This window comes from Paenibacillus doosanensis (genome assembly GCF_025060755.1).
Taxonomy (GTDB): domain Bacteria; phylum Bacillota; class Bacilli; order Paenibacillales; family NBRC-103111; genus Paenibacillus_S; species Paenibacillus_S doosanensis.
This window is the reverse complement of sequence record NZ_JANYUY010000002.1, coordinates 228,182-247,025: the sequence shown is the minus strand read 5'-3', so window position 1 is coordinate 247,025 and position 18,844 is coordinate 228,182. Positions and strand designations below refer to the sequence as shown.

Annotated in this window: 18 protein-coding genes, 1 other RNA gene and 1 pseudogene; 14 read left to right on the top strand and 6 right to left on the bottom strand. The window is 48.7% G+C overall.

Features of this window, described 5'->3' with window-relative positions; translation table 11 throughout:
- Position 1: 1 nt before the first annotated feature.
- From gpmI to ssrA, 7 genes are all read left to right on the top strand, one after another.
- A complete protein-coding gene (gene gpmI / locus N0M98_RS03595) occupies positions 2-1,537 on the top strand; it encodes a 2,3-bisphosphoglycerate-independent phosphoglycerate mutase (protein ID WP_259616979.1) in 1,536 nt (511 codons plus the stop codon).
- Positions 1,538-1,572: 35 nt separating this feature from the next.
- On the top strand, positions 1,573-2,865 hold the full coding sequence (gene eno, locus N0M98_RS03590) for a phosphopyruvate hydratase (RefSeq protein ID WP_249860050.1): 1,293 nt from the start codon (positions 1,573-1,575) through the stop codon (positions 2,863-2,865).
- A 298-nt stretch (positions 2,866-3,163) separates the two neighbouring features.
- A complete protein-coding gene (locus N0M98_RS03585; RefSeq protein ID WP_259616978.1) occupies positions 3,164-3,877 on the top strand; it encodes a M50 family metallopeptidase in 714 nt (237 codons plus the stop codon).
- 209 nt (positions 3,878-4,086) lie between these two features.
- Positions 4,087-4,326: a preprotein translocase subunit SecG gene (secG, locus tag N0M98_RS03580; RefSeq protein ID WP_249860048.1), complete on the top strand. Its 240-nt coding sequence runs from the start codon at positions 4,087-4,089 to the stop codon at positions 4,324-4,326.
- 315 nt (positions 4,327-4,641) lie between these two features.
- Complete coding sequence (rnr, locus tag N0M98_RS03575) at positions 4,642-7,155, top strand: ribonuclease R (RefSeq protein ID WP_259616977.1); 2,514 nt, start codon at positions 4,642-4,644, stop codon at positions 7,153-7,155.
- 91 nt (positions 7,156-7,246) lie between these two features.
- Positions 7,247-7,729, top strand: coding sequence for an SsrA-binding protein SmpB (gene smpB, locus N0M98_RS03570; RefSeq protein ID WP_249860046.1), 483 nt, complete (start codon positions 7,247-7,249; stop codon positions 7,727-7,729).
- Positions 7,730-7,874: 145 nt separating this feature from the next.
- Positions 7,875-8,239, top strand: a transfer-messenger RNA (tmRNA) gene (gene ssrA / locus N0M98_RS03565).
- Positions 8,240-8,676: 437 nt separating this feature from the next.
- Here ssrA and N0M98_RS03560 read toward each other — a convergent pair.
- The 4 genes from N0M98_RS03560 to N0M98_RS03545 form a co-directional block, all read right to left on the bottom strand.
- On the bottom strand, positions 8,677-8,838 hold the full coding sequence (locus N0M98_RS03560) for a hypothetical protein (RefSeq protein WP_259616976.1): 162 nt from the start codon (positions 8,836-8,838) through the stop codon (positions 8,677-8,679).
- A gap of 68 nt (positions 8,839-8,906) precedes the next feature.
- The gene (locus tag N0M98_RS03555) at positions 8,907-9,161 is read right to left on the bottom strand and encodes a hypothetical protein (RefSeq protein ID WP_259616975.1); all 255 of its coding nucleotides are present in this window, start codon (positions 9,159-9,161) and stop codon (positions 8,907-8,909) included.
- Entirely contained in the window at positions 9,158-9,754 is a 597-nt protein-coding gene (locus N0M98_RS03550) for a hypothetical protein (RefSeq protein ID WP_259616974.1), read from the bottom strand. Before N0M98_RS03550 ends, N0M98_RS03555 begins: the two co-directional genes overlap by 4 nt.
- A gap of 102 nt (positions 9,755-9,856) precedes the next feature.
- A protein-coding gene (locus N0M98_RS03545; RefSeq protein ID WP_259616973.1) for an IS630 family transposase occupies positions 9,857-10,980 on the bottom strand; the annotation gives its coding sequence in 2 pieces (ribosomal slippage) (positions 9,857-10,551 and positions 10,551-10,980; 1,125 coding nt in all).
- Between the two features lie 613 nt (positions 10,981-11,593).
- Here N0M98_RS03545 and N0M98_RS33830 point away from each other — a divergent pair.
- From N0M98_RS33830 to N0M98_RS03525, 5 genes and pseudogenes are all read left to right on the top strand, one after another.
- Positions 11,594-11,746, top strand: a pseudogene (locus tag N0M98_RS33830) (type II toxin-antitoxin system RelE/ParE family toxin); the annotation flags it as partial.
- 8 nt (positions 11,747-11,754) lie between these two features.
- Positions 11,755-12,048: a helix-turn-helix transcriptional regulator gene (locus tag N0M98_RS03540; RefSeq protein WP_249860042.1), complete on the top strand. Its 294-nt coding sequence runs from the start codon at positions 11,755-11,757 to the stop codon at positions 12,046-12,048.
- 189 nt (positions 12,049-12,237) lie between these two features.
- Positions 12,238-13,358 (top strand): IS3 family transposase gene (locus tag N0M98_RS03535; RefSeq protein WP_259616972.1). Its coding sequence is split into 2 segments (ribosomal slippage): positions 12,238-12,487 and positions 12,487-13,358, totalling 1,122 coding nucleotides; the frame shifts between segments, so codons are not numbered across the junction.
- 422 nt (positions 13,359-13,780) lie between these two features.
- The gene (locus tag N0M98_RS03530) at positions 13,781-14,077 is read left to right on the top strand and encodes an AbrB/MazE/SpoVT family DNA-binding domain-containing protein (protein ID WP_249860041.1); all 297 of its coding nucleotides are present in this window, start codon (positions 13,781-13,783) and stop codon (positions 14,075-14,077) included.
- A gap of 5 nt (positions 14,078-14,082) precedes the next feature.
- Positions 14,083-14,475: a type II toxin-antitoxin system death-on-curing family toxin gene (locus N0M98_RS03525; RefSeq protein WP_249866341.1), complete on the top strand. Its 393-nt coding sequence runs from the start codon at positions 14,083-14,085 to the stop codon at positions 14,473-14,475.
- Positions 14,476-14,963: 488 nt separating this feature from the next.
- Here N0M98_RS03525 and N0M98_RS03520 read toward each other — a convergent pair whose 3' ends face one another.
- Positions 14,964-15,575, bottom strand: coding sequence for a DUF1796 family putative cysteine peptidase (locus N0M98_RS03520; protein WP_259616971.1), 612 nt, complete (start codon positions 15,573-15,575; stop codon positions 14,964-14,966).
- A gap of 813 nt (positions 15,576-16,388) precedes the next feature.
- Here N0M98_RS03520 and N0M98_RS03510 point away from each other — a divergent pair.
- Positions 16,389-17,021 carry a TetR/AcrR family transcriptional regulator gene (locus N0M98_RS03510; RefSeq protein WP_249860039.1) on the top strand — a complete coding sequence of 211 codons (633 nt, stop codon included), beginning with the start codon at positions 16,389-16,391 and terminating at the stop codon, positions 17,019-17,021.
- Positions 17,022-17,424: 403 nt separating this feature from the next.
- Positions 17,425-17,697 (top strand): hypothetical protein, encoded by a 273-nt coding sequence (locus N0M98_RS03505; RefSeq protein WP_259616970.1) that lies wholly within the window; start codon positions 17,425-17,427, stop codon positions 17,695-17,697.
- Positions 17,698-17,900: 203 nt separating this feature from the next.
- Here the strand turns inward: N0M98_RS03505 and N0M98_RS03500 are convergent, their stop codons facing one another.
- Positions 17,901-18,827: an alpha/beta hydrolase family protein gene (locus N0M98_RS03500; RefSeq protein WP_259616969.1), complete on the bottom strand. Its 927-nt coding sequence runs from the start codon at positions 18,825-18,827 to the stop codon at positions 17,901-17,903.
- Between the last annotated feature and the right edge of the window lie 17 nt (positions 18,828-18,844).

Sequence of the window (18,844 nt, the reverse complement as noted above, 5' to 3'; positions counted from 1 at the left end):
CATGTCCAGACCAAAACCGGTAGCACTGATCATTCTCGACGGCTTCGGCCTTCGCGGCGAAGTGACGGGCAACGCGGTCGCTCAAGCGAAAAAGCCGAACTATGACCGTTATTGGGCGGAATACCCGCATACGACATTGACGGCTTGCGGGGAAGCGGTAGGCTTGCCGGAGGGGCAAATGGGCAACTCCGAAGTCGGCCATTTGAACATCGGCGCAGGCCGTATCGTGTATCAGGATTTGACGCGCATTTCCAAGTCGATTCGCGACGGGGAGTTTTTCGATAACGAAACGATTCTGGGCGCGATCCGTAACGCTAAGCAGAACGGCAAAAAGCTGCATCTGTACGGCTTGCTGTCGGATGGCGGCGTTCACAGTCATATCGATCATTTGTTCGCTTTGCTTGAAGTATGCAAAAAGGAACAATTCACGGAAGTATACATTCACGCGTTCCTGGACGGCCGCGACGTGGCTCCGGACAGCGCGAAAGGGTATATGGAGCGTCTGCTGAACAAAATCGGCGAAGTCGGCGTAGGCAAAATCGCAACCGTGCAAGGCCGCTACTATGCAATGGACCGCGACAAGCGCTGGGAGCGTACGGAGAAATCGTACCGCGCCATGGTATACGGGGAAGGTCCGAAATATACCGACCCGATGCAAGCGATCATCGAATCGTACGAGAAATCGGTGTTCGATGAATTCGTTATGCCGACGGTTATCGTGAATGCGGACGAAACGCCGGTAGGACTCGTCGAGTCCGGCGATTCCGTGATCTTCTTCAACTTCCGTCCGGACCGGGCGATTCAGCTGTCGCAAGTGTTCACCAACAGCGATTTCCGCGGCTTCGACCGCGGGCCGAAATGCCCTTCGAACCTGTACTATGTCTGCCTGACACTGTTCAGCGAGAGCGTGGACGGCTACGTAGCGTACAAGCCGAAAAATCTCGATAACACGCTCGGCGAAGTGCTGGCGCAGAACAACCTGAAGCAGCTTCGTACGGCGGAGACGGAGAAGTACCCGCATGTGACGTTCTTCTTCAGCGGCGGACGCGATGTAGAGCTGCCGGGTGAAACCCGCATTTTGGTCAATTCGCCGAAGGTGGCAACCTACGATCTGCAGCCGGAGATGAGCGCTTATGAGCTGGCGGAGTCGACGGTGAAGGAGATCGAGTCCGGACGCCAGGATGTGATCATCCTGAACTTCGCGAACCCGGATATGGTCGGCCATTCCGGCTTGCTCGAGCCGACGATTAAGGCGATCGAAGCGACCGACGAATGCCTCGGCAAAGTCGTCGAAGCGATCCTGGCTCAAGGCGGCGTTGCTTTGATCACGGCGGACCACGGGAACGCCGATGTCGTGACGAATCCGGACGGCAGCCGCAATACGGCGCATACGACGAATCCGGTCCCTTTTATTGTGACCAGCAAACATGTTACACTAAGAAACGATGGCATTTTGGCGGATATCGCCCCGACGATGCTGAAGCTGTTAGACGTTCAGCAGCCTGAGGAAATGACCGGCAAAGCTTTGATTCAATAAAAATTTTACTTAAGATGAAGGAGTGTATCGAAGTCATGACAATGATCACTAATGTTTATGCTCGCGAAGTATTGGATTCCCGCGGCAATCCGACTGTAGAAGTAGAAGTATATCTGGAATCCGGCGCAAAAGGCCGCGCTATCGTGCCATCCGGCGCATCCACAGGCGCATATGAAGCGGTTGAGCTTCGCGACGGCGACAAATCCCGTTACCTCGGCAAAGGCGTTCTGAAAGCCGTTGAGAACGTAAACGATATTATCGCTCCTGAATTGATCGGTTGGGACGCTCTGGACCAAGTCGCTATCGACAACAAAATGATCGAGCTGGACGGCACGCCTAACAAAGCGAAACTGGGCGCTAACGCGATCCTGGCGGTTTCCATGGCGGTAGCTCGCGCAGCTGCGGAAGCATTGGACATCCCTCTGTACGTATACTTGGGCGGATTCAACGCGAAACAGCTTCCTGTTCCTATGATGAACATCATTAACGGCGGCGCGCATGCCGACAACAACGTTGACGTGCAAGAATTCATGGTGCTTCCTGTAGGCGCGCCTACATTCAAAGAAGCGCTTCGCACAGGCGCGGAAATTTTCCACAGCCTGAAATCCGTATTGAAGGAAAAAGGCCTGAACACCGCTGTCGGCGACGAAGGCGGCTTTGCTCCTAACTTCGCATCTAACGAAGAAGCTATCACTTCCATCCTGACCGCTATCGAGCGCGCTGGCTACAAACCGGGCGTTGACGTATTCCTCGGTATGGACGTTGCTTCCACCGAGTTCTACAAAGACGGCAAATATCATCTGGAGGGCGAAGGTAAATCGTTCACTTCCGCTGAGTTCGTAGACTTCCTCGCTAACTGGGTAGAGAAGTACCCGATCATCACGATCGAAGACGGCTGCTCTGAAGACGACTGGGAAGGCTGGAAGCTGCTGACTCAAAAATTGGGCGGCAAAGTGCAATTGGTCGGCGACGACCTGTTCGTAACGAACACAGCTCGTCTGTCCCAAGGCATCGAGCAAGACATCGCTAACTCCATCCTGGTAAAAGTTAACCAAATCGGTACGCTGACTGAAACATTCGACGCGATCGAAATGGCTAAACGCGCAGGCTACACTGCGGTTATCTCCCACCGTTCCGGCGAGAGCGAAGACAGCACGATCGCTGACATCGCAGCAGCTACGAACGCAGGACAAATCAAAACGGGCGCTCCTTCCCGTACGGACCGCGTAGCTAAATACAACCAATTGCTTCGCATTGAAGACCAATTGGGCGGCACGGCTCAATACGCCGGTAAAAAAGCGTTCTACAACTTGAAAAACTTCAAATAAGATAAATAGTATCTTATGCATCATAAAGGCGGAGGCGGGTTGTTAAATCCGCCTTTTGCTTGCTTTATAGAAATGTTGTATGAATAGCGTACTCCCCTATAAGACATTGCAGGCGGAGGATGATGCATCTGCCGGAGAGTTCACGTGCGGCCTTTGAAAGCGGGTTGTAACCGTAAGGTAAGTTAACAGATAACCCGGTTTCAACAGCCGCCGTAGGCAGATGCGCATCCGCAGACGAAAGCACAGTCTTCAATGGGTTTCCTCGTTATTCATACAACACCGGGGGGATCTCAGCCGAATGGGTAACGGGTTAAAGACTGTATTATTTTTGATAGGGTCAGCCTTTCTCACGCGGTTGATCCCCTTTTCTTCTTTTTTTCGCAATCTGGATACGATGATTCACGAATTCGGGCATGCCGTCGTGACGCTCGCTCTGTCGGGTAAGGTCATGTACATCGAGCTGTACGCCAATCACAGCGGTGTGACGTACTCGCAAATTGCGAGCAATTGGAGCTCCATTCCGGTATCGCTGGCCGGCTATATGACGGCGTCCTTGTTCGCCGTGCTGCTGTTCAAGCTGCGCGCCGGAGGCAAGCAGCGGCTTGGTCTTCAGATCATGACCGTCATTGCCATTCTGGCCCTCATCCTGCTTGTCCGCAACGAGTTCGGCGTCATGTGGCTGATCGGCTTTATCGCGCTCAATATTATTATGCTTGCCCTTGCGCCGCGCTGGCTGCATGACTTCTATTACCTGCTGCTGGCGTTTCTGACGCTGGAGGAGTCGGTGCTCGGGCCGATCTCGCTCATCGTCTATGCGCTGGATAATCCGGCTTCGGCCGGCGACGCGGCCAACTTAAGCCGGGTAACGCCGATACCGGCTATCGGCTGGGCATTGTGGTTCAGCCTGTTCGCGCTGTGGTGCGCCAAAAACGCCATCGTCGCTTTTCTCGAACGGAAAAAGCCGCGGCCAAGACCGAACCGGCAGCAGCAAGAGGGGCCGTACTATCCATAGTTTTGTTAGAGGAGGCCTTGCGCTAGGCAATCGTGGCAGCCTCGTTTATGAAGTTGTCCCGGAAACCGGCGGCTTCAAAACGAGAGGAAGTTATTTGCCAGTAGGACAAGTTTGTGATATAATACAAATGCTGTCTATTTTAGGTCATATTGATGGCTGTACCGTTGCCTTTAATTATCCACGAAAGAACGCTCGCAGGAGGTGGAAATATGGAACTTGCATTAAAAATCGTACTGGTCATTGCCTCTCTTGGCCTGATCGCGGTTGTATTGCTTCAGCCAGGAAAGAGCTCAGGGTTGTCCGGTGCCATCTCTGGAGGTGCGGAGCATCTTTTTGGAAAGCAAAAGGCGCGCGGCTTGGAGCTGTTTTTATCGCGTTTGACGATCGGGTTGGCAGTCGTATTCTTCGCTATGTCGCTCATCGTTGCTTACTTCGTTAAATTAGGGTAACTATAAAACCGAAGCAGCAGGGAGAAGATGCTCCCGCTGCTTTTTTTCTGTATTCGAGCGATATGCCGCTCGACTCGATGATCCGGCAGCTGTAGTGAACTGCAAGCTAAGCTTTTCATATATATTAAAAGGCTTACTCCCAAACGCCCAAGCCTTGTGCGGAGAAGCTGCGTAAGCTAAGGAAGAAGCGTCAAATCGGTTCTTTCCATACCAAGATCATCGAAATTGTGGGTTAAAGATCGTTTGGAAAGGGCTGCGATGTTATCATAACGGTAAAATGGGTAAGACTAATGAAAGAAGAAGGAAGGTGACATATTGATCACAAAAGAACAAGTATTGGATTTTATGAAAGAAACGGCTTATAAACCGATGACATATCAGGAGCTTGAGAGGCATTTTCAAATCGAGAGCGCACATGATTTCAAAGAGTTTTTGAAGCTGCTTAACGAATTGGAGAACGAAGGGCTTATTCTACGGACCAGAACCGAACGCTACGGCGTGCCGGAACGAATGAATTTGCTTAGAGGCAAGCTGCAGGCCCATGCCAAAGGCTTCGGCTTTCTCATTCCTGATGACCGTGACCACCCGGATGTGTACATACATGCCAACGATATGGCGGGTGCGATGAACGGGGATATTATTTTAGTGCGGATTACGTCCAAAAGCGCCCATGGAGGGAAGCTTGAGGGTGAAGTTGTACGTGTCGTTTCCCGCGCCAACACGCAAATGGTAGGATTATTCCAGGCAAACGACGGGGGATACGCCTTCGTGGTACCGGATGACAAGCGGGTTATTCGAGATATTTTCATCCCCAAGCATGCCTTTAACGGAGCGATGGACGGCCATAAGGTGGTCGTACGCATTGTGTCCTATCCGGAAGGAAGGGCGGCCGCCGAAGGGGAAGTCATCGAGATTCTGGGTCATAAGAACGATCCCGGAGTCGATATAATCTCCATCATCCGCAAGCATATGCTGCCGGAGGCATTTCCCGATGAAGTGATGGAAGAGGCTCAGTCGGTTCCCGAGACGATTTCGGAGAGCGATTTGACCGGAAGGCGCGATCTGAGGCAGAAGCGAATCGTCACGATCGACGGTGAAGACGCCAAGGACCTCGATGATGCCGTTAACGTAGAGCGTCTGCCGAACGGAAACTACGTTCTGGGCGTTCATATCGCCGACGTAAGCTACTATGTCCGGGAAGGCTCTCCGCTCGACAGAGAGGCATATAACCGCGGCTGCAGCGTGTATTTGGTAGACCGTGTCATTCCGATGCTGCCGCACCGGCTATCTAACGGGATTTGCTCGCTTAATCCGCAGGTGGATCGGCTGACGATGTCCTGTGAGATGGAGTTCGACGCTAGCTTGAACGTCGTTCGTCACGATATTTTTACGAGCGTGATTAAAACAAGCGAACGTATGACTTATACCAATGTCCGCAAGCTGCTGACCGGGGAAGCCGATGAGGCGCTGGTTGAGCGTTATGCATACCTGATGGACGATTTCCGCCTGATGGAAGAGCTGGCCATGAAGCTGCGGCAGCGCCGGATGAATCGCGGAGCCATCGACTTCGACTTCCAGGAATCGAAGATACTGGTCGACCAGAACGGCAAACCGACGGATATTGTGAAAAGGGACCGGACGATCGCCGAGCAGATCATCGAAGAATTTATGCTTGCGGCCAATGAGACGGTGGCGGAGCATTTCTACTGGATGAAGGTACCGTTCTTGTATCGGATTCACGAAGATCCGGATGCCGAGAAGCTGATGCATTTCATGGAATTCATCACGAATTTCGGTTATGTCGTCCGCGGCAAAGGCAATACGGTCCATCCTCGCGCACTGCAGACACTGCTGGAGGAGATCAAGGGAACGAAGGAGGAGACGGTTATCAGCACCGTCATGCTCCGCTCCATGAAGCAGGCGCGTTACGATGCGCAAAGTCTGGGCCACTTCGGGTTGGCTGCCGAGTTCTATTCGCACTTCACCTCGCCGATTCGGCGGTATCCTGACCTGATCATTCACCGCGTCATTCGCGAGGTGCTGGAGAGCGGAACGTTGTCCGACAAACGGCATGAGTATTTGGCCGGGCGCATGGAAGATATCGCGAAGCAATCCTCCGAGCGCGAGCGCGTGGCGGTCGATGCCGAGCGGGAGACCGAAGCGCTGAAGAAAGCCGAATTTATGCTGGATAAAGTCGGCGAAGAGTTCGAAGGGCTGATCAGCAGCGTGACGAGCTTCGGGATTTTCGTCGAGCTGGACAATACGGTCGAAGGCCTGATTCGTCTCAGCGACATGCATGACGACTATTATCATTACCATGAGGCGCAGCATGCGCTGATCGGCGAGCGCACCTCCAAGATTTATCGCCTCGGCGATGAAGTGAAGGTGCGCGTCGCCCGCGTCAACATGGATGAGCATACCATCGACTTCGAGATGGTGGATATGAAGCCGCGTAAGCAGAAGGTCAGCCTCGTCGATGCGCTGAAGAACGTGCGGCGCGACAAGCAGCGCGGCGGACGCCGCGGCGAAGCTGTCGGAGCCGGCCGCGGAGCGAAGGGCCGCGGCGGCGATCGCGAGCGCGGCGCAGCGGAAGCCGCACGCAGCGGCAAGCGCGGCAAGTCCGGCGCCTCCGGCGGCAGCAAGAGCGCCCGCGCGCGCAAGGGCAGCGCCAGCGCCGGAGCTGCGGCGGCGGGCTCGCTCTCGCGCGGCACCGGCGTCGAGGCCGCCAAGGCGCGCGCGCTGGAGTCGCAGGGCGCAGGCAAGGGGCCTGCTGGCGAAGGCGGGCGCCCCGGGCCGCGCAAGCGCAAGAAAAAGCTGGCGAAAAAGTAGCTTTTTCGCTTGCTTCCGGGGATTGGAGTTTGGTAAAATGAACTCCAATCCCTTTTTTTGAAGCGCTGTGGGGAAGGAGAAGTGAGGTTCCATGGCTACGAAGAAAGCTGACGGCAAGCTTCTTGCGCAGAACAAGAAAGCTTCCCATGATTACTTTATTGAAGATACGTACGAATGCGGCATGGTGCTGACCGGCACGGAGATCAAATCTCTGCGCCTTGGACGAGCCAATATCGGGGATGCTTTCGCGACGATCCGCAACGGCGAGGCTTTCATCCATAACGTTCACATCAGTCCGTTCGAGCAGGGCAACCGCCATAACCCGACCGATCCGACGCGGACCCGCAAGCTGCTGCTGAAGAAAGCGGAGATTCGCAAGCTGCTGGGCCAAGCCAAGCAGGAGGGCTACACGCTGGTGCCGCTCAAAATCTATGTGCGCAACGGCTACGCGAAGCTATTGATCGGCCTCGGCCGTGGCAAGAAGCAGTACGACAAGCGCGAGTCTGCGGCCAAACGCGACGCTCAGCGCGACATTCAACGCGCTCTGCGCGAGAAGCAGAAGGTGGCGCGGTAACGATCCGCGCTGGCGGGAACCGGCTGGATCGGCTTCCAGCAAGATATGCTTCATTTTGCCCGAAAATATGTTATACTAAGTAAGCATCACAAGTGGATGCATGTTTTATCTATTGCGGCTTTCCTGGCAGAAAGCCCACCTATGCGGGGACGTTCTTGGATTCGACGGGGATAGTTCGAGCATGGGTAGCGGGTAGTGGGGACGCGTCCACTTCATCAACGCTAAAGCCTATTAAATGGCAAACAACAACAAAACTACGCTTTCGCAGCTTAATAACCTGTGAGCGTGCTCCTGCTTAGCATCGCCCATGTGCTAGGATAGGGGCTCAACTTTAGTGGGATACGCCGTTCGGTCTCCGCCTGGGGTCGAACGGAAGAAGACAATCAGGCTGACCCAACGCAAAGCCGGTTACGGGGCGTTGCTCGGGTGACATCAAAACCGTGGCTACACCCGTAGAAGCCTATGTGGCGTTATCTTCGGACAGGGGTTCGACTCCCCTCGTCTCCATAAAGTACAAAAAGCATCGACCTTCCGAGGTCGGTGCTTTTTACTTTATGGAGACCTTGAGGGGAGAAGATCCCCGCTAAGGGGTTCAGTCCGCGCGGACTGGAGCGAAGTGGAGGGAGCACGGCATCGAAATCTACCGCTAAGGTTGTCATCGTCGAGTGGGCGTCAAAGTAAGTTTAATAGGGATATCGATACTCCCCTCGTTTCCATAAAAGTACAAAAAGCATCGACCTTCCGAGGTCGGTGCTTTTTACTTTATGGAGACCTTGAGGGGAGAAGATCCCCGCTAAGGGGTTCAGTCCCGCGCGGACTGGAGCGAAGCGGAGGGAGCACGGCATCGAAATCTACCGCTAAGGTTGTCATCGTCGAGTGGGCGTCAAAGTAAGTTTAATAGGGATATCGCTACTCCCCTCGTCTCCATAAAGACAAGAGGCACTGACCTAGTGGTCGGTGCCTTTACCTTTTATGGGACTTTTTTTCGCATCCTTAACTGTAAAGCCTGCTTTTAATAAATCCGATTTTAGTTTTTCCTTAGATGAGGACTTATAATATTCATCTGATTTTGCTTTCCAGACTGCAATTGAATTTCTACCTTTATTCATAAGAAAACCTCCATGACTCCAATACTATAATTCTAGTATTGACTCCATTGAAGGTTTTATACTAACTACTATACAATATCAAGAAGCTGGCCGTTTTTATCAACTAATACCTTTGTTGTGTGCAAGTCTTCATCCAGTTCGCTACTTGCCGCAGCCTCTCTAAAAGAAATTAGTAACTGATTTTTGACGACATCGTGGTCCACAGCATTTTCAGAGTCGATGACACTGAAACCAGCCAGCTGCAGATCTGCTTTAAGAGATTTTGCATCTATATTATTGTAGTAAGAACTCATTTTCTGAGCCCATTTTTGTGCGGCTTTCATGATATAACACCTCTTTTCTTAGGGTTATTACCCCGCATTACCTTTTCAAAGCTCAGGATTATATCCGTATTCATAACGCAATATTGTTTCTCAGTTCTAAAGTGTCTAGTAATGCCATAAGGTTTACTTCTTTGATTTGAAAATAATGGAGGAAAAGCTTCTTGCTTATCTTTGTAGGGAAAGGTTTTGGATATTAGATGTAAATCTAAGATATTAGCCAAATGATTACACATAAAAGAATCGTGGTATTCATCGACATCGAGCTTCTTTTCATTAATTTCATTATTTAATCGAAGCATTTCTTGGAAAAAGAAGTCTTGATGCTCCCTAAGGTCAAGATCCATATATTGATCTTCATTTATACGGGCAGTACATCTAAGAACGGCCCAATTCTCTTCTTTATATTTTTCTTTCCGAGTAACCTTCATAATCGACCAAACTTTTGCTTGACTATCATCATGATAGAAGTAATATCCATCACCAAGATAGTGTTCATCGCCTGTGGACTTAAGATGAGGCAACAGCGTTTGGGCTAAGACGATTTGATCAATTACACTTTCCGTATTGCCGTGATATAGGGTCAACTCTATCATAGGGGTTCCTTTCAACGAATCTATTACCATTATACCACTTATTGGTATGTTTGTAACTCCCTTGTTTGGACTTACGGGGGGGCCTCTAGTACTCCGTAACGCTTAAATTACAGGGTATAGTCTTTTGAGCTTGACTCGAGCGTCTTGTGTCGTAAATTGCCAATTGACAGTGGAGCCTTCGGCATTGCGATCGGCTTGCCAAGCCGCAACACGCGCGATCATTTCTTCTTTTGTAGCGACGTAACTGGAGAGGGCTTGGCGACTGAGAACACCGATCTCGATTTCAGCCATGTTGAGCCAGCTTCCGTGCTTCGGTGTATGATGAATTTCCAGTTTGTCCGCCAATCGTTTGGCTTCAGTGGGTTTAAAGGCTTCATAAAGCGAACCGACACTGTGCGTATTCAAATTGTCCATAACCAGAACAATCCGGTCGGCCTTGGGATAGTGAACGTCCACCAGTTCCTTGACGCAGGCCGCGAAATCGACCCGTGCTCGCTGATCCGAGACATGTACGTGACGTTTGGCTTCCAGCGGCGTAAACATCATGAACAGATTGACGACACCATTGCGCTTGTACTCGTAGTCGATCCGTTTCGGCTGATTCGGCTTGGCGGCGATAGAGGGCCGCGTTTCCAGGGTCAGTTGCCGATTGGTTTCGTCCAGACAAATGAGGGGGCGTTTAGGATCGTGCGGACGCTGATAAACATCTAACACGTCTTCCATGCGTGCAACAAACTCGCCGGATGCTTCCGGGATACACCATTGTTTCTTCAACCATGGTTTGAGTTTGTTTTTTTCATCACCCGTTGCACGGTCATGTTCGAAATAGCATCAACGATTTCCAGTTCGACCAAGCGATTGGCGAGCAACCGAACCGACCATTTGCTGTAGCCTTCCGGCGGCTGGCTGCATGCGATGGCGATTAGTTTCGCTTCAGTCACGCCATCCAGTTTTGTTCTGCGATTGGTTTGCTTTTCACGCTCTAATGCAGCATCGAAGCCTTTTTCGACCAGTCGTTTTCGCAAATTTCGAACCGTACTTTCATTGGCATTGTAGGCTTCTGCAATCCGGGTATCCGGCCATGACGGTCCGTGTTCTCCTTCATCGGCTTTCAGTAACATGTGAGCGTGTTTGATTTTATACCCAGCTACTTTTCCTTTATTGATCAGTTGTTCCAATTGTTCGCGTTCTGCTTGGCTTAATTCGACTACCCATCTTTTTTCCATCGCCAGTCCCTCTTATCCTTTTTATTGGATATATCGGCTGGTTGGTTGATTACCATGAATTTTTGCGGTTACGGAGTACTAGGGTGACATCAAAACTGTGACTACACCCGTAGAAGCCTATGTGGCGTTATCTTCGGACAGGGGTTCAGTCCGCGCGGACCGGAGCGGAGCAAAGGGAGCACGGCATCGAAATCTACCGCTAGGGTGGTCATCATTGAGTGGGCGTCAAAGTAAGTTTAATAGGGATATCGATACTCCCCTCGTCTCCATCATTAGTACCAGTGAGAGCACCGGAAACGGTGCTCTTTCTGCGTTGCCGAAAAGTATTTATGCCGCTTTATGACCTATATGTTATATTTGGGATAAGGGTGGAGTATACTTGTAACAGTTGGAGGCAGCCTTGTACAATATATTTTTCTATGAAGACGAAGATGGGAATAAGCCAGTCGAGAAGTTCATTGATGACCTTGATGCTGCAGCCAACACCATTTAGAATGCAAGGGTCTAACTAGAGCAAATTATTTATTGCTTGAGTCGGTTAGAAGATAAGGGAACAAGGGCAGGCGAGAAATTCATCCAACGGATCTCTGATGACATATGAGAACTACGGCCAGGCAATAATCGAATCCTTTTCTTTGGTTGGAACGGTAACCACTCTATTTTATTGCACCATTTTACCAAAACAACGCAGAAAACACCGCCGCGGGAGATTGCAATTGCTGAACGACGCATGGGCAACTGGCTCTCTAGAATGAGGAAGGAGTGATGTTGAATATGAAAAGCTGGGATGAAAAGAAGAAGGAGCTCAAATCCATAGACCCAATGCGAATGAATGAGCTTGAAGCTGTTGCTCAATTAGTAAATGCCATTCATCAAAGGCGTATTGAACTAGGATGGACCCAAAAGGAGTTAGCGGACAAAGTAGGACTTCATCAAGAGTCTATTGCACGTATTGAGAATGGTGGATCTATCCCTCGCTTGGATACTGTGTTTCGACTAGCAATTGCTCTTGGAATGAAGATAAGTTTGCATGGTATGGAAGAGGCTGCCGCGGCAAGTGTAGGCTGAATTATGGCCCGTTGCTTGGGTGACATCATCGACCTTCCGAGGTCGGTGCTTTTTGCTTTATGGAGACCTTGAGGGGAGGAGATCCCCGCTAAGGGGTTCAGTCCCGCGCTGGATCGGCTACACTAAGTTGGACAGAAAAAATAAGGGCTTGTAGAATAAACCTATCATGCTAAGGAGCGGCTCTCTACAATGCCTAAAAAACAACGACGTACGTTTACAACCGAATTCAAAAAGCAAATGGTGCAGCTCCATGAAAATGGGAAAACCAGAGCAGCGATTGTAGAGGAATATGACCTTACAGCTTCTGCTTTAGACCGCTGGATCAACCAGGCTCAGACAACGGGCTCCTTCAAGGAGAAGGACAACCGCTCGTCAGAAGAAGAGGAATTGATTGCTTTGCGAAAAGAGAACCAGCGTCTGAAAATGGAAGTGGATATTTTAAAGCAAGCCGCGCTGATCATGGGACGAAAGTAGCTATCATCCAGAACAACCGTGATAAATACTCGGTATCAGCAATGTGCGACGTCCTGCAAATCGCAAGAAGTACATTTTATTACAACGCCCAAGAACGAGCCACTGAAGATGATGTCACTGAAGATATTGTCGATATCTTTCTCAAAAACCGAAGGGCCTACGGCACACGCAAGATCAAAGTGAAGCTCCAAGAGCGCGGGTTTATTGTCTCCAGACGCCGTATTGGCCGCATCATGAAGGAGCAAGGGCTCGTTTCTACTTACACGGTGGCACAATATAAGCCCCATAAATCGTCCTGTAACGAAGCGACAACGACAAATGTGCTGAAGAGGGAGTTTGCGCAAACGGAAGCTAAACGCTTCGTCGTCAGTGATTTGACTTATGTGAAAGTCAAGAACCGATGGCATTACATTTGTGTGCTGGTCGATCTGTTTAATCGAGAAATCATTGGTCATAGTGCAGGTCCGAACAAGGATGCTGCTCTGATTACCCGTGCTTTCGCGACCGTTAAGAGTGACCTACGCCAGATTCAATGGTTTCATACCGACCGTGGCAGCGAGTTCAAAAATCAAAAGATGAACGAGCTCTTGGAGACGTTTGAAATCGGTCGATCGCTAAGTATGAAGGGCTGTCCTTACGACAACGCTGTGGCTGAAGCCACGTACAAGATCATGAAAACAGAGTTTGTGAACCAGATGACCTTCCAGAGTCTGCGTCATCTGGAATTGGAATTATATGATTACGTCAACTGGTTCAACAAGCATCGCATCCATGGAACTCTAGACTATATGACGCCTGTTCAGTATCGACAAGAAGCCCTTAAAAAAGTTGTCTGATTTACTGTTGACAATCCACGCGGACGGGAGCGAAGCGGAGGGAGCACGGCATCGAAATCTACCGCTAAGGTTGTCATTGTCGAGTGGGCGTCAAAGTAAGTTTAATAGGGATATCGATACTCCCCTCGTCTCCATAAATGTAAAGAGGCACTGCCCTTAATGTCGGTGTCTTTTTCTTTTTCTAGGTGTGCATCAAAACTAAAACCGTAACTACACCCGTAGAATTCTAATTGGCGTTACCTTCGGACAGGGACCCGATTCTCTCTCGGCTTCCGCCATTATGAGTACTATCCGCATGAGGATGATGTTTTATTTTATATTTGCAGGGAAATTTGATAAAATGTACATATGTTATAAAAGTTATTACTGTTATAAGGTATAACTTATTGAGTGCTGTCATACAATAGAAAGGGAGAATGAACATGAATGGTGTGTGGTCAAAAGTGATAAATGATAAAGAGAATGTGACTCGTTATTCCCGCAAAATAGGAAGAATGGGCAATAGCTTGGGAGTTAGCTTGCCTAAAAGCTTAGCTGCAAAGTTGAATGTTGCGCAAGGGGATGAAATCGAATTTATTGAAAATGATCGTGGTGAAGTGGTGATGAAAAAAGCCCGACAAGTCCAATTGCCTGATAATGTTCGGTCTGAAGTTCTTGAAGCCTTCTTTGATGTATTTGAAGAAGATAAAGGTATTCTTGAGGACTTAAGGGATAGATGAAAGAAATGATAAACTTTCTGACCAAAGAAGAGGTTATTTCAGCACACTATTTTATGATGAAAAAAATGAATGACGCAGAGCAAGCAGGCGTGAAAGATCATGGTCTGCTGGAATCTGCGGTACATAGGCCCCAGCAAAGTGTTTTTGGAGAAGACGCTTATCCAACTTTATTTGATAAGGCTGCAGCCTTGCTGGAATCTCTAGTGAAAAATCATTGCTTTCATAATGGTAATAAGCGGACAGCCTATCTGGTTACGAAATCTTTCATGATACTGAACGGATATCATCTACGAATGGAACGGGAATATGCAGTGGAGTTTATAGTAGATATTGCAAAAGGTTTGCATTCGTTGGAGACTATCGCTTATATTCTGAATGAACATTCTGAAGAAAGATGATTCAAGATCTACATTGCATTTCCCAGTGCTGGGATAGGGGGTCAACCTTAGTGGGATAACGCTGCTTCGGTCTCCGCCTGGGGTCGAACGAAAGAAAACAATCAGGCTGACCGAACGCAAAGCAGGATACGGGGCGTTGCTCGAGTGACATCAAAACTGTGACTACACCCGTAGAAGCCTATGTGGCGTTATCTTCGGACAGGAGTTCAGTCCGCGCGGACTGGAGCGTAGCATAGGGAGCACGGCATCGAAATCTACCGCTAGGGTTGTTATCGTCGAGTAGACATCTGAGCAAGTTCAATAGGGATTTCGATACTCCCCTCGTCTCTATATGGTATGTGAGAGAGCACCTGTTGAGGTGCTCTTTTTCATTTAAAGATTTTACGCGGAGGTTGAAACACAGCTACAAGGGGGCTTTTTGGGCGACCAAGTCCATTGGTCGATAAAGAAGCGCCTAGGCGGCGGCTTAAAACATGCCCTTATTAATTTTAGAGTGAAAAGCCAGTCATAATAGTATCCCAAGCTCGATCTGAGCCTCTCCAATCCATACCTGCGGGCACCTTGACCGAGCAGACATTCTTTAGTCCCCAGTCCTCATGGATCACATCATTAGTTGGCTGATTATGGTGATTTACGATCAATAATCTAAACGGCTTGTTTGTCACTGAGCGTAAGGCAGCTTCTAGATGCCGCGCTTCAGCCTTTGAGGTTTGAATACGAACAAAGCAAATGGGGCCGTAGTTGATTACCTTCAAAAAACGGTTCACCCTGCGGGATAACTTTTCCTTAAACTGGGGATAAGGCGCTCCCCACGGTGCCGTAAGCGGAAGATCATGATACGATTCTGTTTGATAAACCGTATCTTTAACGACATAATGATTATCGATAACACTGATAAGCTGGAGATTAGACCATTCCATAAAGGACTTGAAACGGGATTGCAAAAGTTTGGCCAAGTCCGGAACGGACGGAGAGATAAACCAGTCGAGCGGGCCGGCGAATTGGCGTAGCCCCAGTCTTTGTAGCTGATGAGCGGTTTGGCAGGTGGACCCCAGACTAATGAAGGCCTTATATTTCCCTTTGGCTTCGCCCCATTTCAATAGCATCACCTCTGTTATGAGTCATTCCTCAAAACAGTATATGAATCACTATGTGTAAGGGATACGCGATCGAAGTATCTAAATGATGGCCCGATTGTATTCTTGGTTTTGCTCTCAAAGGAGTTATTTTATGCATCATGGCTATGGGGGATTTCGATACGCCCTCGCCTCCAGTACCCGTCCGAGAAAATGAGGTTACTGTCTTAACTTTTCTGTCATTAGCTCAACTAATTCAGGTCGTCCATGAAACTGGATTGGTGTATTTCGGAAAAGTTTTATACTTTAGGATAGATGTTTAATACCATATCTGAAATAGCACGTAAAAGATAACTTCAGGCGTTTTGTGCATATTTGACGATAATCGTTGAGAAAATCAAAAACTAGATACGATTTATCTTGCTCATAAAATTCAATATAGCTTCAATGCGTATTTTATCAGCGCATTCTTCGCAACAAAAAAACTTAACCTTTCTTTCCTTAGCTTGTTTATATTTTAGTGAACCTTCGCATGCTCTGAATGTTTTTTTACAACTAAAACAGAGTACCTCAAAGTCAAATATTTTTAACCCCTCCTTAAGCGACACATCACTTATTAGTTGATATATCGAGGATTGTAACCAATTTTCTAGTACATTCTTGAACATCTAAATGAGGCTTTCTCATTAATTCAATGGTGAATCCGTCATTCGTTTCCAAAGTTCACTACTATTGACATGATCATTGCGATGCGTTATAACTGAATAAAATCTAAATAACACACTGTATTATTTATAATAGCACAGTGTGTTAAATAAGACAAGGGAGCGTTTACCGTTGCCGAAAATCGTGGACCACGAACAAAAAAGAAAACTAATCGCCGAATCGGCATGGAAGATTATTGAGGAAAAAGGAATCGAGCATGCATCAATCCGCGCCGTTGCCACTGCGGCAGGATTGTCGCCCGGCGCCTTGCGGCATTATTTTTCAACGCAGGACGAGCTGTTGCTATTTATCGTGGATTATTATTTGACAAGAGGAGCTGCGAGAGCAGCAGAGGGGCTGGTGATAAGCCATATTCCGATAAAGGCTGCGAGGGAAATTCTGTTACAGCTGCTCCCTATGGATGCGGAAAAACGAACTGCCGTCAGCGTCTGGTGGACCTTCGCCATCCGATCCCTCACGAGTTTGGCGCTGCAGGCTAAAAAAGACGAACTCACGGACGGATTCCACTCCCTGACCAAAGCCGCCCTTGAAATTCTAGCTCAGGCGCAGCTTCTTCCCTCTGCCGTGGACATTCAACTCGAAACACTAAGATTGGCCGCGCTTATCGAAGGCTTGACGATACTTGCAATGCTTCGCCCGGAGCTTTACACACCGGAGACCGTTGAGCAGATCGTCATCCGCCAGCTCCAGGATTTGTGTGCACGCGATACGGATGGTGCAGACGATTCCCGAAAAACCCTTTAAAAAGAATGTTGCACGAACCCCTCCAATAAACTTTGAAATACAGATTAGGGTTGTGGAAATACAGGAGATTTTAGGAGTTAAGTACATTCGATGTATTTAGTCTATAGTTTTTGTTTAATATTGCGGATGGGATAATATGTATAATTTTTACCTAAGTAAGGGGGAGGGTAATGTACTGTAGGAAAAACCCTACATTTTTTGGGTAGTTTATTTCATACCAATTCTATTAGTTCATAATTTTATTAGGCGTGGTGTCTGGATCAATTGGTGAATTAATTGGGTTGCTCTTTGGAATGTTAGTTTGGAGTTGCTCGGGTGACATACACCCGTAGGAGCCTGAGGAGCGGATCTTCGGACTGGACTCAATCGATCGTTATTTAATGCCGGATTGGCAGTAGGGAAGGTGGTCGATCATCTCCGGCCGTTGGGGGACAATAAGCACCTAGCGATCGAGTTGGACGCTCCAACTGGCCTCATGGTTGAGTGGGACGAAGTGAAATTCACGCAGATGCTTATTTTGCTTGTCGATAATGGCGTGAAATATGCACCGGAGAATGGGGCTGTACAAGTCAAGCTCGCCGATATGACGGTAAAAGGGGACGGAATCCCCTACATCAAGGCCAAGCTGCTTCAGGGCATCCGTCATAGTAATGCCCAAACTGTTACCGAACTTTGAGACTTTTCGTAAAGATGCACAAAAAAACCGTCATTTCCTGTAAAATGAAAGCTAACCACACAATCATTTGAAAGAAGGACGGTTTTTATGCGTAATCTGACGACTACTACCGAACAGTATACCATGCAAATGACGCTTTCTCTAGGCATACAACATTTATTCGAATAGTGGCGGTATCTTCGGACAGGGGTTCATTATGAATTCTAAACCGACTGAATCCACTTTGCTATATCCTCTATAATAGTTTCGTCCACCGTTTGAGGAACATTGTACTCTTCCCATATGTCTTTTAAAGTGCCATATATCGCTTTCATAAACAGGTGATTCAGCCCGGGGTACAGTTTGCATGAGGCATTGGGGTGGTCTTTTAATATCGCTTGGTATTGGTTGAAGTCTCTTTCAACTGAAACCTGGACATCTTTATCCCCCTGCAAAACAAACACGGGCTTATTAATATTTGACAGATACTCTTTAACTGGATGCTGGTGCATTTCTTTAAGATACCATGCATAGACGGCGCCGAACAATAGGGACTGCTGTGCGGTCTCTTCAGACATGCCGGTGATGGAATCAAACTTGTCTTTAAGGGCTTGGATCTGCTGTGACGCCATTTCGCGTTGGGATTCGTCAAGCTGCTTCAAGGAAACTTCGTTTTGCTCAATGATAACTTCTTCTAGCGTCCGAAGCGTGCCTGCAAGAATTACAAGTCCGGCAAAATCGCCGCCCTCGGCATCGATTCTGGGAGCGAGCATCCCACCCAGGCTATGGCCAATCATAAATACACGATTAGCGTCTACACGCGGGTCAGTTTTTAACATGCGGGAAGCAAATATCGCATCTTGAATGGTCTCTTCTTCGACGGTTAAACTGCCGCCGAGTTCTTGTATCATCTGCTTGCCATAGGTGTAGGTACGTTTATCGTACCGCAGTGATGCAATTCCTTTTTTGGCAAGGCCTTCTGCGAGGTCTCGAAATGGTTTATTTGCACCAATGGTTTCGTCTTTATCCAAGGGGCCGGAGCCATGTACAAATACAACCGCTGGGACTTTTATGGCCTGGGAATCCGGCAGCGTCAAAATCCCTTCCAATGGATAGGATGCGTTAGCTATAACAGTCACTTGTTCTATCACACTTTAACCTCCCTTTA